14 protein-coding genes are annotated in these 13,178 nt (G+C 69.5%); 1 reads left to right on the plus strand and 13 read right to left on the minus strand.

The window, feature by feature from the left end; genetic code table 11:
- From KF709_08435 to KF709_08475, 9 genes are all read right to left on the minus strand, one after another.
- Positions 1 to 162 (minus strand): hypothetical protein, encoded by a 162-nt coding sequence (locus tag KF709_08435; GenBank protein MBX3174428.1) that lies wholly within the window; start codon positions 160 to 162, stop codon positions 1 to 3.
- Between the two features lie 45 nt (positions 163 to 207).
- Positions 208 to 666 (minus strand): peptidylprolyl isomerase, encoded by a 459-nt coding sequence (locus tag KF709_08440; GenBank protein MBX3174429.1) that lies wholly within the window; start codon positions 664 to 666, stop codon positions 208 to 210.
- Between the two features lie 16 nt (positions 667 to 682).
- Positions 683 to 1,132 (minus strand): hypothetical protein, encoded by a 450-nt coding sequence (locus KF709_08445; protein ID MBX3174430.1) that lies wholly within the window; start codon positions 1,130 to 1,132, stop codon positions 683 to 685.
- 2 nt (positions 1,133 to 1,134) lie between these two features.
- Positions 1,135 to 1,800 carry an endonuclease III gene (nth, locus tag KF709_08450; GenBank protein ID MBX3174431.1) on the minus strand — a complete coding sequence of 222 codons (666 nt, stop codon included), beginning with the start codon at positions 1,798 to 1,800 and terminating at the stop codon, positions 1,135 to 1,137.
- Between the two features lie 65 nt (positions 1,801 to 1,865).
- Positions 1,866 to 3,599: a hypothetical protein gene (locus KF709_08455; GenBank protein MBX3174432.1), complete on the minus strand. Its 1,734-nt coding sequence runs from the start codon at positions 3,597 to 3,599 to the stop codon at positions 1,866 to 1,868.
- 66 nt (positions 3,600 to 3,665) lie between these two features.
- Positions 3,666 to 4,121: a hypothetical protein gene (locus tag KF709_08460; GenBank protein MBX3174433.1), complete on the minus strand. Its 456-nt coding sequence runs from the start codon at positions 4,119 to 4,121 to the stop codon at positions 3,666 to 3,668.
- Positions 4,121 to 5,014: an alpha/beta hydrolase gene (locus KF709_08465; protein MBX3174434.1), complete on the minus strand. Its 894-nt coding sequence runs from the start codon at positions 5,012 to 5,014 to the stop codon at positions 4,121 to 4,123. Before KF709_08465 ends, KF709_08460 begins: the two co-directional genes overlap by 1 nt.
- Positions 5,014 to 5,922, minus strand: a complete 909-nt coding sequence (locus KF709_08470) for a histone deacetylase (protein MBX3174435.1) — start codon at positions 5,920 to 5,922, stop codon at positions 5,014 to 5,016. The genes KF709_08465 and KF709_08470 overlap by 1 nt, the downstream gene beginning before the upstream one ends.
- 26 nt (positions 5,923 to 5,948) lie before the next feature.
- Entirely contained in the window at positions 5,949 to 7,271 is a 1,323-nt protein-coding gene (locus KF709_08475; protein ID MBX3174436.1) for an amidohydrolase family protein, read from the minus strand.
- A 95-nt stretch (positions 7,272 to 7,366) separates the two neighbouring features.
- Between KF709_08475 and KF709_08480 the strand changes: the two genes are divergently transcribed.
- Positions 7,367 to 9,058, plus strand: a complete 1,692-nt coding sequence (locus tag KF709_08480; GenBank protein ID MBX3174437.1) for a HEAT repeat domain-containing protein — start codon at positions 7,367 to 7,369, stop codon at positions 9,056 to 9,058.
- Here the strand turns inward: KF709_08480 and KF709_08485 are convergent.
- From KF709_08485 to KF709_08500, 4 genes are read right to left on the minus strand one after another with little or no spacing between them, the layout of a single operon-like run.
- Positions 9,045 to 10,115 (minus strand): M42 family metallopeptidase, encoded by a 1,071-nt coding sequence (locus tag KF709_08485; protein MBX3174438.1) that lies wholly within the window; start codon positions 10,113 to 10,115, stop codon positions 9,045 to 9,047. The two genes, KF709_08480 and KF709_08485, sit on opposite strands and share 14 nt — an antisense overlap.
- 11 nt (positions 10,116 to 10,126) lie before the next feature.
- Positions 10,127 to 11,038: an ABC transporter substrate-binding protein gene (locus KF709_08490; protein ID MBX3174439.1), complete on the minus strand. Its 912-nt coding sequence runs from the start codon at positions 11,036 to 11,038 to the stop codon at positions 10,127 to 10,129.
- Positions 11,039 to 11,046: 8 nt separating this feature from the next.
- Positions 11,047 to 11,424 (minus strand): hypothetical protein, encoded by a 378-nt coding sequence (locus KF709_08495; GenBank protein ID MBX3174440.1) that lies wholly within the window; start codon positions 11,422 to 11,424, stop codon positions 11,047 to 11,049.
- A 3-nt stretch (positions 11,425 to 11,427) separates the two neighbouring features.
- Positions 11,428 to 13,110 carry an amidohydrolase family protein gene (locus tag KF709_08500; protein ID MBX3174441.1) on the minus strand — a complete coding sequence of 561 codons (1,683 nt, stop codon included), beginning with the start codon at positions 13,108 to 13,110 and terminating at the stop codon, positions 11,428 to 11,430.
- Between the last annotated feature and the right edge of the window lie 68 nt (positions 13,111 to 13,178).

Consider the following 13,178-nt stretch of genomic DNA (forward strand, 5'->3'; position numbering starts at 1 on the left):
TTAGTGTGTTTCAGCCGCGGGCGTGGCTTCGTGCGCGTCGAACTTCTTGTTGGTCATGATCGTGATCGAGACCACGACGACGCCAATGAAGATCGCGCCCACCAACAGCCCCTTGAAATAGGCGGCTGTGTCCTTGCCGGTCATGGGAGTGCCAGCAGTCATAACGAAGGGGGAGGTAGGAGGTGGAAGGACGAAAGCAACAGACGGCTAGGCGACGCGCACCTTGACCATGTGGTCATTCTGCGTGAGCTGGTTCATCACGTCCAGCCCGCCGGTGACCTGGCCGAACACGGTGTGCACGCCGTTCAGGTGCCGCGTGTTGGCCTCGCTGAGCACCATGAAGAACTGGGAGCCGCCCGTGTCCTTGCCGGCGTGCGCCATCGACAGCGCGCCAACCTTGTGGGTCTGCGGGTTGCCCGCGGTCTCGCACTTGATGGTCCAGCCCGGGCCGCCAGTGCCCGGCGGGCCCTTCGGCGTGCCGCCGATCTTCGCGTTCGGGCAGCCGCCCTGCACGACGAACTCGGGGATCACGCGGTGGAAGCGGATGTTGTCGTAGAAGCCGTCGTTGGCAAGCTTCTCGAAATTGGCGACGGTCCCCGGCGCGTCCTTCTCGTAGAGCTCGGCCGTGATCGTGCCCTTGTTGGTTTCAAACGTGGCAGTCTTCATCCCCGAAATCTAACGACTAGCGGCGGCGCGGCGGGGAGGAGGCGCTGAACTGGTAGTAGCGGGGCACCTTGCAGCCCCGGAGCAACGCGGGCTCGAAGGTCCAGCGCTCGATGGCGCGCCGCACGCCCGTCGTGAGCCAGGCGCTCGTCGACTCGATGACCGTGAACGTCGTCATGTCGGCCTTGCCCAGCGTATCCACCAGGACCTCGACCTTGAGGGACGAGCTGCCGTCGCGGCGCAGGGCCGTGCGGGGCACGGGGGTGCGGATGGGTGCCGGGTCCATCTTCACGGGCGTCGGCACACGCTCCACGTCGAGCCGCGGGTCCAGCGCCGCGTCCTCGCGGGCGAGTTCGCAGACGTCCTTGGGTGGCTCCAGGAGCTGGGCGTTCCGAACCTTCGGGGTCGTGGCGCAGGCCGCGCCGACGAGGGCCAGCGCAAACGTCACGGCTGTGACAGTCAGTCGCATCTTCAAATGGTCGAGGAGGGGCAGATATCGGCGAGCGCGCAGTCGCCGCACTTCGGCTTCCGGGCGTCGCAGACGCGGCGTCCGTGCCAGATCATCAAATGGGAAAGCATCGTCCAGTCGTCGCGGGGGATGAGCGGGATCAGCGCCCGCTCCACCTTCACGGGGTCCGACTCCTTGGTCAGTCCGAGACGCTTCGCCAGCCGCTGGACATGGGTGTCCACCACTATACCCTCGTTGCGGCCGAAGGCGTTCCCGAGAACGACATTCGCCGTCTTTCGGCCGATGCCAGGCAGGGCCACGAGCGCGTCCATCTCCGCCGGCACCTCGCCGCCGTGTTCGTCGACGACACGATTGGCGAAGCCCGACAGCGACTTGGCCTTGTTGCGAAAGAAGCCGGTCGACTGGATGACCGTCTCGATCTCCTCGCGCGGCGCCGCGGCGAGTGCGGCGGCGTCCGGCCAGCGCCCGAACAGATCCGGCGTGACGAGGTTCACGCGCTTGTCCGTGCATTGCGCTGAGAGGATGGTGGCGACGGCGAGCTCGTACGGGTTGCGGTAGTCCAGCTCGCAGTGGGCGTCGGGATACAGGGCGAATAGCCGCTTCAGGACTTCGGCCGCGTGCTCCTTGAGCGCCGTGCCCCGCGGGGCCTTGGTCCGCGGCGGACGCATGGTCGCAGGACGCTTGGCGGGCCCGCGCTTCGACGCAGGCTTCGACTTCCCCGTGGACACGCGGCTCAGGCGCTGCCGGCCGCGGCTCGCCGACGCGCGGTGGCGAACGCCACGAACGCCTCCGCATCCCGCGTGTTGATCACGTCCTCCGGGCGTAGCCAGGCCTTGCGCGCCATCCCGATGCCCAAGGCCATGTTGTCGAGCCCGTCCACGGAGTGCGCGTCCGGACCGATCTCGATGCGCGCGCCAAAGTCCCGCGCGCGGCGCGCGAGTCGCCAGTCGAGGTCCAAGCGGTGCGGGTCGGCGTTCAACTCCACCGCCACGCCCAGTCGTCCCGCCTTCTCCAGCACGGCGTCCATGTCGATTGCATACGGCTCGCGCGTGAGCAGCAGGCGACCGGTCGGATGCCCCAACACTGCGATGTGCGGGTCATCCAGCGCCTTGAGCACGCGCTCGGTCATCTGCGTCTCGTTCATGCCAAGACGCGAGTGCACGGACGCAATCACGTAGTCGAAGCGATCAAGCACGGCCGTGGGATAATCGATGCGCCCGCAGGGCAGGATGTCCGCCTCGACGCCCTTCAGCACCCGGAAGTCCGAGAACGTCGCGTTGATGGCGTCGATCTCCTCGTGCTGTTGCGCCAGCGTCTCCGCTGTCAGGCCGCCCGCGTAGAACGCCGACTGCGAATGGTCGGAAATGCCGAGGTAGCTCCAGCCGCGAGCCCGCGCCGCCGCCGCCAACTCGGCGATGCTCGCGCCGCCGTCGGAGTACTGCGAATGGCAGTGCAGCACACCGCGGACCTCGTTCAGCGTGATGAGGCCCGAGAGCTCGCCCGAGGCGGCGGCCGCCGACTCCCCGAGTCCCTCACGCAGTTCCGGAGCCAGCCAGGGCAAGCCGATTGCCGCGTACAACGCAGGTTCGTCGGCCAGGTCAACCGCGGCGCCGCTGGCATCGAGCAGGTGGTGCTCTTCGAGCGTCAGCCCGCGCAGGCTGGCGCGCGCCGCGACCTCCTGCACGTGCGCCAGAGCCCCCGTGGCGCGGAACCAGGTGACGATGAACTCATCGGGAGGCACGCAGTAGAGCTGCAGGCGCACGCCGTCGTCGAAGCGGATGGACACCTTGCGCGTGCCCACGCCCACGGAGTCGCGCACACCCGGCGAATGCGCGAATGCGGCCGCCACCTTCTCGGGATCCCGCGAGCAGGCCGCCACCACCTCGAGCTCATTCACCGTCTCGCAATGCCGCCGCACGGCGCCCGCTACCTCGGCGCGCACGACGCCGGGCTGACGACGCAACGCCGCCAGTACGCGCTCGGCCTCCGCGCGCCCGTGCGGCAGCAGGATCTGCGCGCCAGACTCCTTGAGCCACGCGATCCCGCGCAGCACCTGTTCGGCCGTGCGTTCGCCAAAGCGCGGCAACTTGGCCAGCCGGCCGTCGCGGGCGGCCTCCTCGAGTTCCTGCAGCGTGTCGATGCCCAATCCTTCGTGGATGCGGCGGATGCGCGAGGGGCCGAGGCCAGGCACGCGCATCATCTCGAAGAGTCCTTCGGGCGTGCTTTCGCGCAGGCGGTCGAGGAGTTCGGAGTCGCCCTCGTCGCGCAGCTGTTCCAGTGCCTCGACGACCTCGGGGGCGAAGCGGCGCAGGTCGCGCTTGAGCAGTTCCTTCAGCGGACGCGGCTCCGCCGAGGCCAAGGCCCGCGCGGCGTCGGAGAATGGCGCGGGGACGGCCGGATCCTCGCCCTGCAGTTCCAACAGGGCGGCGATCTCGTGCAGCAGGTGGGCGGCGGCTCGGGAGTCCATCACCCGAAAGATGGCCAAATCGCGCGGGGCGGTGAAGCAGTCGGCGGGGAAATCCCCGGACGCGTCCTAGTCTTCCTTCCCCGCGAAGGTGCCGAGGTCGTCGATCAACTTGTGCAGCTGCTCCTGCGTGAGGTCGATCTCCTGCGCGGCGCCGGCGACGTCGAGCAGGCCGGCGCGCATCGACACGGCCACCTGGTTCAGGTAGCGGATCTTGGCGAGGATTTCATCGGTGTGTTTGCGCAGTCCGATGAAGCGGCGCTTCTCCGAGAGCGCTCGACGATGCCGCGCGCGCAGCTCCTCATGCGTGAGCTTGCGGGCCAGTGCGACGATGTCGTCGCGCGAGCGGCCGGCCAACGGGCCACGGTCGGGGATGCCGAGGTCGTCCCAGGCCTCGTCGGCGAACCAGAGGCGGCCGAGGAACTCGATGCCGTCGAAGGCGATGCGCACCGACACGTTGTAGCGACGCCCATCGGTCTCGATGGTCGTGATGTGCGGCTGGGTGATTTCCGACTGCAGCGACATCAGGGAGCGGTCGAGGCCTCGGTGCGGGCGAGGAAGCGTTCGACGGCGTCGAACAACTCCTCCGGTTGCTCAACATACGGTACGTGCCCGCAGTCCTCCAGCCATAGCGACTCGGCGTCCAGCGCCTCGGCGGCGGCCTTTGCGGAGGCGAGGGGGATCGGGTCCTGTCGGCCGTGCACGACCAGTGCCGGGACCCGGAGATCGCGAAGGGCGGGGATGAGGTCGAACTCACCCATCGACTCCCATACGGATTGTTGCACGCGGCCGGTGACGCGGAACGGCGTGAGGTCGCGGGCGCGACTGGGGTCGGCGAAGTAGCCGGCGACCGAGAGCTCGAAGGTGCGCTGGCGGTACGCGGCCGGGTCGGACTCCCGGAGTCCACTGGCCGCCAGTTGTTCGCGCAGTGCGGCGACTTCCGCGCCGCCTTGGCGTCGGGCGAACTCCGTCTCGAACTCCTGCCGCCAGGCGCGGGACATGGGGGCCGGGTTGATCAGCACGAGCCGCGCGGGTGCAGGGCCAGCCCGACCAGCTGCCGACTCGATCGCATAGAGCGCTGCGAGCATCGCGCCCCAGGAGTAGCCCACGAGGGTCAACGGACCATCGTGATGCTCCTCGAGCACCGCGCTGAGGTCGGCGACGTGCGTCTGCCAGGTGATCGGCGTGCGGTCATCAGTCTTGCTGCGTCCGCCGCCACGCTGGTCGTAGAGCAGGCAGTCCCGTGACTTGGCCAACTCAAGCATCTGGGGCAGCAGGTAGTCGTGATGCGCGCCGGGCCCGCCGTGCAGCACCACGAGCCGTCCAACCGACGAGTCCTGCGAGTACCGGCACCAGTACAGGGGGACTGGCGTGGTCGACGTGTAGCCGTCGGTGGTGGGTGCAGGAATCGCAGGCATCAGGGCGAGAGGAAGCTCTTGGCGACACGGGCTGTGTTCACGTGCACGCGCACCGTGTCGTGGATGTCCCGACCATAGCCACCGGCAATGGCGATTGCCACTGGCACGCCAACGCTTCGGCAGGCGTCGAGCACCATCGCATCGCGGCGCATCAAACCGTCGAAGCTCAGCTTGAGGCGGCCCAGCGTATCGCCTTCGTGCGGGTCGGCGCCGGCGAGATAGAACACAAGGTCCGGGCGCGAGACTGCCAATACCTGCGGGAGGGCCTCGCCCAGCTTTTCGAGGTATTCGCCATCGCCCGTGCCGTCCTCGAGCTCGACATCGAGCCGGCCCGCCACCTTTCGGAACGGGTAATTGCGCCGCCCGTGCATCGAGAACGTGAAGGTCTCGTCGTCGTCGGCGAAGATCGCGTGCGTCCCGTTGCCCTGGTGCACATCGAGATCCACGACGGCGGCCCGATGGATGCGGCCGCGCGCACGCAGCGCACGGACTGCGATTGCCACGTCGTTGAGCACGCAGAAACCCTCACCGTGCGCGGCGAAGGCGTGGTGCGTCCCGCCGGCGAGGTTCATCGCGATGCCTGCGGTGAGGGCGTGGGTCGCGGCTTCCAGCGTGCCACCCGCGGCGCGGAACGAGCGCTCCACCAATCCCTCGGACCACGGGAACCCAAGCGCGCGCTGTTCGGCAGCGGGCATCGTGCCGCGCAGCAGGCGCTCGATGTACGCCGCGTCGTGCACGCGCCGCACGTCCTCCAGCGGCGCACGCTCGGGGTTGTGCATCGCGGCCGCGGCCACGATGCCTTCCGCCAGGACCGCGTCGCGGAGCAAGGCGTACTTGGCGATCGGAAAGCGGTGCCCCTCGGGCAGCGCGATGACGTACTGCGCGCTGGACCAGGCGTGGAGGCTCACGCGGTCAGTCGCAGCGGCGCGGCCGCTCAGCGAACGGCACCCTCGCCCTTGAAGACCACGCCGCCCTTCATCACGAAGCTGGCGCGCTCGAGCGCGGTGACATCGCGCAGCGGATCACCCGGCACCGCCACGAGGTCGGCGAGCTTGCCAACGGCGATCGTGCCCACGCGATCCTGCCAGCCCAGCAGCTCGGCGGCCGTGCTCGTCCCGGCGACGATGGCTTCCATCGGCGTGAGGCCGCCCCATTCCACCATCAGCGTGAACTCGTGCCCGTTGCGCCCGTGCTTGCCCACACCGGCATCGGTGCCCAACGCGATGCGCACACCCGCGGCCTTGGCGATGCGGATGGCGTTGCGCATCGCGGCGCCGGCGGCGCGCGCCTTCACAGCCACCAGCGGCGGCATCTGGCCGGCATCGGCGAGCGCCAACACCGCCTCACCGGCCATCAGCGTCGGCACGAACATCGTGCCCTGCGCGACCATCAAGCGCGCGCCCTCCTCGTCGAGGAAGGAGCCGTGCTCGATACTGGCCACGCCCGCCCGCACCGCGAGCTTGATGCCCTCGGTGCCGTGCGCGTGCGCGGCGACCTTGCGGTCCAGCGTGCGCGCGGTCGAGACCATCGCGCTCAGTTCTGCCAATGTGTACTGCGAGGCCCCAACGCCCTGCGTCCCGCCGCTCAGCACGCCGGCGGTGGCGCAGGTCTTGATGACGTCGGCGCCATACTTCACCTGGTAACGCACGGCGCGGACCACCTCGTCCACGCCATCGGCGATGCCGGTTTCCGGCGTGCCGTCGAGCAGTCCCGGCCGATAGTTGTTCTCGTCGCAGTGTCCGCCGGTGATGCCCAGCGCGTGTCCGGCGGTCTGGATACGCGGTCCGGGCACGTAGCCGCCGTCGATCGCCTTGCGTAGTCCGACGTCCTCGAAGCCGAGGGCGCCAACCATCCGTACGCTGGTGAAGCCGGCCATCAAGGTGCGCCGTGCGTGCTCCACGCCAAGCGCTGCGATGAAGCCCGGGTAGTCGCTCACGTTCGCGTCGAACACGCCAGGGTCATCGAACTCGCGACCCATCAAGTGCACGTGCATATCGATGAAGCCGGGCAGCAGCGTCACATCGCCGAGGTCCACGCGCCGGGCGCCGGTCGGCACGCGCACGCTCGACGCCGGCCCGACCGCGACGATGCGGTCGTCGGTGACCACCACGACGCCGTTCTGGATGGCTGCGGCGCCGGTGCCGTCGATGATGCGAGCGGCGCGGATGGCCACCGTCCCGCTGCCGGCAGTCGGGAGGCGCTGCGCCTCGAGTGCGGAGGAGACCAGCAGCAGGGCGGCGGCGAGGAGGACGCGCATGGCATTCCCAAGGCAGAGATGAAGGGCCCAGGTGCGTGGTCGCTGCCTGGTGCGACGGGTATGTTATGCCACCGGACCACGCCCCACCAGCAACGATGACCGACGCATCCGACCTCAGCCTCGCCGCCCAGTTCGCCCGCCTCGTGTTCGACGTGTCGGCGCAGCCGAGCGCGCTGCAGGAGCATCGCGCCGCGATTCGCGCACTCTTGAAGGCAATGCCGCGAGACGGGCTGGGATTCAGCCTCTCCTCGGGTGATGCATTGACCGTGAACGGCGCACCGGTTGCCGAGTCCACCGATGACGAGGCCGAGGTGCTCCGCGCATTGGCCTCGCGCCTCAGTGCGTACGGGCTGGAACAGTTCTCACTTGGCGCCAAGTCCGCTGACGCGGACCTGCTCGATCTCGCGCGGGCCTTGGCGACCGCACCGACGCAGGCGGACCCGCTAGCGTTCTTCGCGGCACGCGTAGCCGCGGTGGACGCCCGAGGGATCCCGCGGCAGTTGCGGGCAAGGCCGTCGGACACTTCGCCAGCGATGCCAGCCGCGCCAGCGACGACTGTCGCGGGCATCGCCAGCGCCCCGGTCGTGGCCGCGGCGCAGGCAACCGGGGCCGCAGAGGGCCCCATAGGTGACTTGGAGACGCCGCTCGAGGACTCGGTGGACGAGGAGGAGATCCGCGAGAGCCCCAGCGCCGCAGATCCGCGCTCGGAGCGCCTCAAGGAGGCGCTGTCCATCCCCACGGCATCGAACCCCACCATTGCCGCCGCGCTGGAGCAACTTCACACTGCCCAGGAGGTCGCGGACCTTGCGGCGCCGCTCGGGGCGCTCATTGAAGCCGCGGACCTCGCCTTCCGCACCGGTCGCTGGCACAACCTACTCGATGCCGTCTCCGGCATCGTTGCCATCGAGTACCTGCAGCTTGAGCGCGACCCCTCGGACGAGCGCCGCCGCGAGTTCGGCCAGGCGCTGCGCAAGCTTGCCTCGCCGTTGGTGCTGCGGCAGTTCGCCATCCTGCGGCACCAATTGGCGGACGCACCGGAGCTCAAGGTCCGCGTGCAGGCGGTGCTCTACCGCTTCGGGACCGATGGGGCGGAGGCCCTGATCGACGAGTGGGCGTCGGCGCCGGACGGCACGGCGCGCGTCCACTGCCTCGTCGGCCTGCGCGGCCTGCGTCGAACGCACGACGCACTGTTCGAACTCGTGCGCGAGACCGATCACGCGATGGTTCGCGTGGCCGCCCGCTTGCTGGGCCATCTGGGTGACGTGCGGGCGGAGGGGATGCTGCTTGAACTGCAGCGGCATCCGGACCGTGCGGTGCGCCGCGATGTGGTTGCGGCCCTCGAGCACTACAAGAGCCCGACCTCGCTGGACGCCCTGGGTGTCGCCCTGCTCGACGAGTCGGTCTTGGTCCGTGCCCGCGCCGTGCACGCGCTCGCCACGCGCGGGGAGTCCGCCTTGCCGAACCTGCTGCCCTTGCTGGACTCGGAAGCCGACGCGGAGGTGCTGGCCAGCGCCGTGATGGCCCTCGCGCGCATCGGGACGCCGGACTGTGTGCAGGCCTTGGTCCGCGTCGCGACCGGCGAGAGCGCCCATGCCCGCAAGCGCTCGTCTGAGTACCGGCTCCAGGCCTGCCGTGCGCTGGTGGTGATCCGCACTCCGCAGGCGATGGCCGCCGTGCAGGCCCTGCGGGACGACCGGGACAAGGACGTACGAGCGGGCGCGCTGCGCCTGGTGGCGCAGGCGGCGCGCCGCACCACGACGTCGATGCGCGCCGTCAGCGCGCCGTAAAGTCCGTCTTCGCGCTCACCGCGCGACAGGCCGCCGCGATCAACGCCGCGGCGTGATCGAGGTCCACTAGGCTCACCATCTCGTTGGGCGAGTGCATATAGCGGTTCGGCACCGACAGCAGCGCCGTCGCCACGCCCTGTCGCGCGAGATGGATCGCGTCGGCGTCGGTGCTGGTCTCGCGGCCCGCGGCGTGCAGCGTGAACGGGATGCGCAGTGACTCCGCCGTGTCGCGCAGGATACTGAAGGCCACGGGCGAGACCACGGAACCGCGCGTCAACACCGGGCCACTGCCCAAGGGCGAATGTCCCAACTCCTCCTTCTTCACGCCGGGATGGTCGGTGGCGAAGGTGACATCCACCACGACAGCCATCGCCGGGTCCACGCGCTCGGCGCCGACCAGCGCGCCACCGCCGCGGTACGCGATCTCCTCCTGCGTGGTCGCCACCGCCACCACGCGCGCCTCGCCGGGCTCCGCCGCGTAGCGCCGCAGCGCCTCGAGCACCACGAACGCGCCGATGCGGTCGTCGATCGAGCGCGACACGATGCGGTCGTTCGGAAAATCCAGGCTGCGTGAGTCAATCACGCCGGCGTCGCCGATGGAGAGCATCGCCTCGGCCTGCGCGCGGGTCGTGGCCCCGACGTCCACCCAGAGGTCCGTCATCTTCGAGGCCTTCTCGCGCTCGTCGGGCTTCATCAGGTGGATGGGCTTCTTGCCCACCGCGCCCATCACCTCGCCCTCGCGGCCCTGGAAGCGGATGCGCTGCGCGACCAACACCTGCGGGTCCCAGCCACCGATCGGCGCGATGTAGACGAAGCCGTCGTCATCGATGTAGGTGACGATCACGCCGATTTCGTCGATATGGCCGGCGAGCATGATCGTCGGGCTACCCTCGGGGTTTACCACGGCCATCGAGTTGCCGTGTACGTCGCCACTGACCTCGGCGGCGAAGCCGGCGGCCTCGTCGCGCCAGACCTTCGCGGCAGCGGCCTCGTAGCCGGAGGGACCCGGGGTGTCGAGCAACTGCTTCAGGAACTTGATGGCGTTCGGCTTCAGCATCTAGGCGTCCTCTATGCGTGCAGCGTCGCCGCGCGCAGCGGCGCGGCGTAGTGGGGATCCACGGGGGAGAACAGCGAGGGGTTGAACAGTCGCGCCATCACCTCGATGCCGTCGATCACGCGCGGGCCGGGCCGGCTGACCAACGCGTTGGCATCGAGCGCGAACACCAGGCGCTCGCGCGACCAGGCCCATTCGGGCAGGGCCAGCAGGCGCTGCGCCTCGTCGAGTGAGGATTGCAGGTCGTAGCCGCAGGGCGCGATGAGCAGGATCTCGGGATCAGCGTCACGCAGCTGCTGCAGCGTGAACGTGCGCGAGTGTTCGCCCGCGGTGGCGAGCACGTCGATGCCCCCGGCGCGCCGAACCATCTCTGGTACCCAGTGGCCCGCTGCAAAGATTGGATCGCCCCATTCGATGACGGCCACGCGCGGCCGCGGGGCCTTCGCCGCCTTGAGCGTCTCGTGTACTAGGCGCATCCGTGCCCGCGCTCCCGCGAGCAGTTCCTCGGCCTCGTCCTGCGCGCCCAGGGCCTCCGCCGCGCGCGCGATGTCGTCGAGCACGCCGTCCAGTGTCGTGGCGCTCAGCGACACGACGCTCGGCGAGGGATCGAGCCGCGCCGCCAGCGCGCGCACGTCGGTCTCCACCACTGCACACACATCACAGAGCGCTTGCGTGAGAATCAGGTCAGGACGCAGGTCGCGAATGCGGTCCTCGAGCAGCTGGTAGAGCGGCGCGCCCCCGTCCATCAAGGCACGCACCTGCCGGTCGATCTCGTCGGGCGCCGCGTTCGCATCCACCGACGTTGTCGTCACGCGTACGCGCGAATCCACGACGGCCGGATAGTCGCAGCAGTGCGTCACCCCAACCAGCGATTCCATTGCGCCGAGCGCGGCCACGATCTCCGTCGCGCTCGGCAACAGCGACACCACGCGCATCAGCGTCGCACTTGGGGAACGGGCAGCATCAGCAGGGCGAACACGAAGGCCAGCATGCCCAGCGCGAGCATCGACACCGGACCGCCCGCGTAGTGCAGCACGATGCCGAACAACGCCACGCCTTCACCGAAGGACCAACCGATCAGCGTCAGCAGGCCCTTCTGCGCCGGCGCGGCGACCTCGACCTTGGGCCGCAGGAACATCGCCGAGAGCACCGAGGCACCGATCAGCACCCACAGTACGTAGCGCAGGGAATCGATGGGCAGCACGATGGAGTTCGCTGTCCCCGTACCTCGCTGGTAGAGGGCGATGGCGGCGAAGGTAAAGACGCCGGCGACCAGTCCGACGCGTACGATGAAGAGTTGCTTGCTGGGCATCGCCTACCTCCGTTCGTAGACCATCGCGCCGCCGACCCAGGTGGACAGCACGTGGGTCTGCAGGATCATCTCGGTGGGCACGCGCATGATGTCCTGGTCGAGCACGACGAAGTCGGCGCGCTTGCCGGGCGTCAGCGATCCGAGCTCCGCTTCCTGAAACGCGGCGTAGGCCGGCCACAGGCTCATCGAGAGCAGCGCTTCCTCGCGCGTCATGCGCTGCTCCGGGAACCAACCACCCGCCGGCCATCCCGCGGCGTCCTGCCGCGCGACGGAGGCGTTGAAGGAGATCAGCGGGTTCACGTACTCCACCGGGAAGTCCGAGCCGTTGGGGATGACGACGTTCGTCGCGAGCAGCGAGCGCCAGGCGTAGGCACCGCGCAGGCGCGTCTCCCCCAGGCGCGTGCCGGCCCAGTACATATCGCTGGTCTGATGCGACGCCTGCATCGAGGGGATGACGCCCAGCTTGGCGAAGCGCGGGATGTCGTCGGAGTGCAGGATCTGCGCGTGCTCCACGCGGAAGCGATGGTCGGCCGTTGGGCGTGCCGCCAGCGCGGCCTCGTAGGCGTCGAGCACCAAGCGATTCCCGCGGTCGCCGATCGCGTGGGTGTTCACCTGGAAGCCCGCGGCAAGCGCGCGGCCTGACACCTCCTGGATATGCTCGGTGCGCGAGACCAACAGGCCGTTGGTGCGTGGGTCGTCGCTGTAGGGCTCGAGCAGCGCCGCGCCGCGCGAGCCGAGCGCGCCGTCCTGATACAGCTTGACGCTCCGCACCCAGAGCATGCCGTTGTGGCCGGCGACCATCGGGCCGCGGCGGAACCAGGCCTCGATGGTCGGCGCGTGGTCGGAGATCATCGCGTAGAGGCGGATGTTGAGCGCGCCCTCGCGACCCAGCTCCTCGTAGGCCGCCAGCACGCCGGCCGAGGCGCCGGCGTCGTGCACACCGGTGAGGCCCCAGCGATGCATCTCGGCGATCGCCGCGCGGACATTCTCCTTCACCTGCGCCGGCGTCGCGGCGGGAATGACGCGGCGGATGAGTCCCTGCGCGTTGTCGATCAGCACGCCCGTGGGTGCACCGCGCTCATCCTTGATGATCTCGCCACCCGTCGGGCTGGCCGTGCTCGACGTGAGGTTGGCGAGCCGCATCGCGGCGGCGTTCGCGAGGCCGGCGTGTCCGTCCACGCGCGTCAGCATCACCGGATGGTCGGGCACGGCGCGCGTAAGCGCCTCGTGCAGGGGCCAGCGCGTGTCGCCCCAGTCGTTCTGGTCCCAACCGCGTCCGAGGATCCACTCACCCTTGGGCGTCGTCCGCGCGCGGTCCACCACGCGCGCGATGACTTCTTCGTACGAGCGCGTCTCCATCAGGTCCACGTTGCGCAGGCGTTCGCCGAGCCCGGCGACGTGCGCGTGGGCGTCGGTCATCCCGGGGATCACCGTGCGACCGCCGAGGTCGATGGTCCGGGTGCTGGCGCCGGTCAGCGCCTTGGCGCCGGCGGCGTTGCCGGCAAACACCACGCGGCCGCCCCGAACTGCGATGGCGTCCACCACCGGTCGCGACTGGTCGGCCGTGTAGATGCGGGCGTTGGTGATGACGAGGTCGGCCGGGGCGTTCGCGGCCGACGGTGCCTGCGCGAGCAGCGTGAGCGGGGCGAACGCGAGCGCGGCGCGACAGATGGAAATGCGTGTCATGGATTCGATTGGGGAGCGTGGCGCGGATGACAACCCGATGAGTTTCGCTGGAATGACGGGACGGCGCC

Source organism: Gemmatimonadaceae bacterium, assembly GCA_019637445.1.
Classification (GTDB): Bacteria; Gemmatimonadota; Gemmatimonadetes; order Gemmatimonadales; family Gemmatimonadaceae; genus Pseudogemmatithrix.

Bases quoted from the DNA above. Each gene is read 5' to 3' on its own strand.
- KF709_08455 (MBX3174432.1), bottom strand. From the start codon at position 3,599: ATGGACTCCCGAGCCGCCGCCCACCTGCTGCACGAGATCGCCGCCCTG.
- KF709_08495 (MBX3174440.1), bottom strand. From the start codon at position 11,424: ATGCCCAGCAAGCAACTCTTCATCGTACGCGTCGGACTGGTCGCCGGC.
- KF709_08500 (MBX3174441.1), bottom strand. From the start codon at position 13,110: ATGACACGCATTTCCATCTGTCGCGCCGCGCTCGCGTTCGCCCCGCTC.
- KF709_08435 (MBX3174428.1), bottom strand. From the start codon at position 162: ATGACTGCTGGCACTCCCATGACCGGCAAGGACACAGCCGCCTATTTC.
- KF709_08475 (MBX3174436.1), bottom strand. From the start codon at position 7,271: ATGCGCGTCCTCCTCGCCGCCGCCCTGCTGCTGGTCTCCTCCGCACTC.
- KF709_08445 (MBX3174430.1), bottom strand. From the start codon at position 1,132: ATGCGACTGACTGTCACAGCCGTGACGTTTGCGCTGGCCCTCGTCGGC.
- KF709_08480 (MBX3174437.1), top strand. From the start codon at position 7,367: ATGACCGACGCATCCGACCTCAGCCTCGCCGCCCAGTTCGCCCGCCTC.
- KF709_08485 (MBX3174438.1), bottom strand. From the start codon at position 10,115: ATGCTGAAGCCGAACGCCATCAAGTTCCTGAAGCAGTTGCTCGACACC.
- KF709_08465 (MBX3174434.1), bottom strand. From the start codon at position 5,014: ATGCCTGCGATTCCTGCACCCACCACCGACGGCTACACGTCGACCACG.
- KF709_08460 (MBX3174433.1), bottom strand. From the start codon at position 4,121: ATGTCGCTGCAGTCGGAAATCACCCAGCCGCACATCACGACCATCGAG.
- KF709_08440 (MBX3174429.1), bottom strand. From the start codon at position 666: ATGAAGACTGCCACGTTTGAAACCAACAAGGGCACGATCACGGCCGAG.
- nth (MBX3174431.1), bottom strand. From the start codon at position 1,800: ATGCGTCCGCCGCGGACCAAGGCCCCGCGGGGCACGGCGCTCAAGGAG.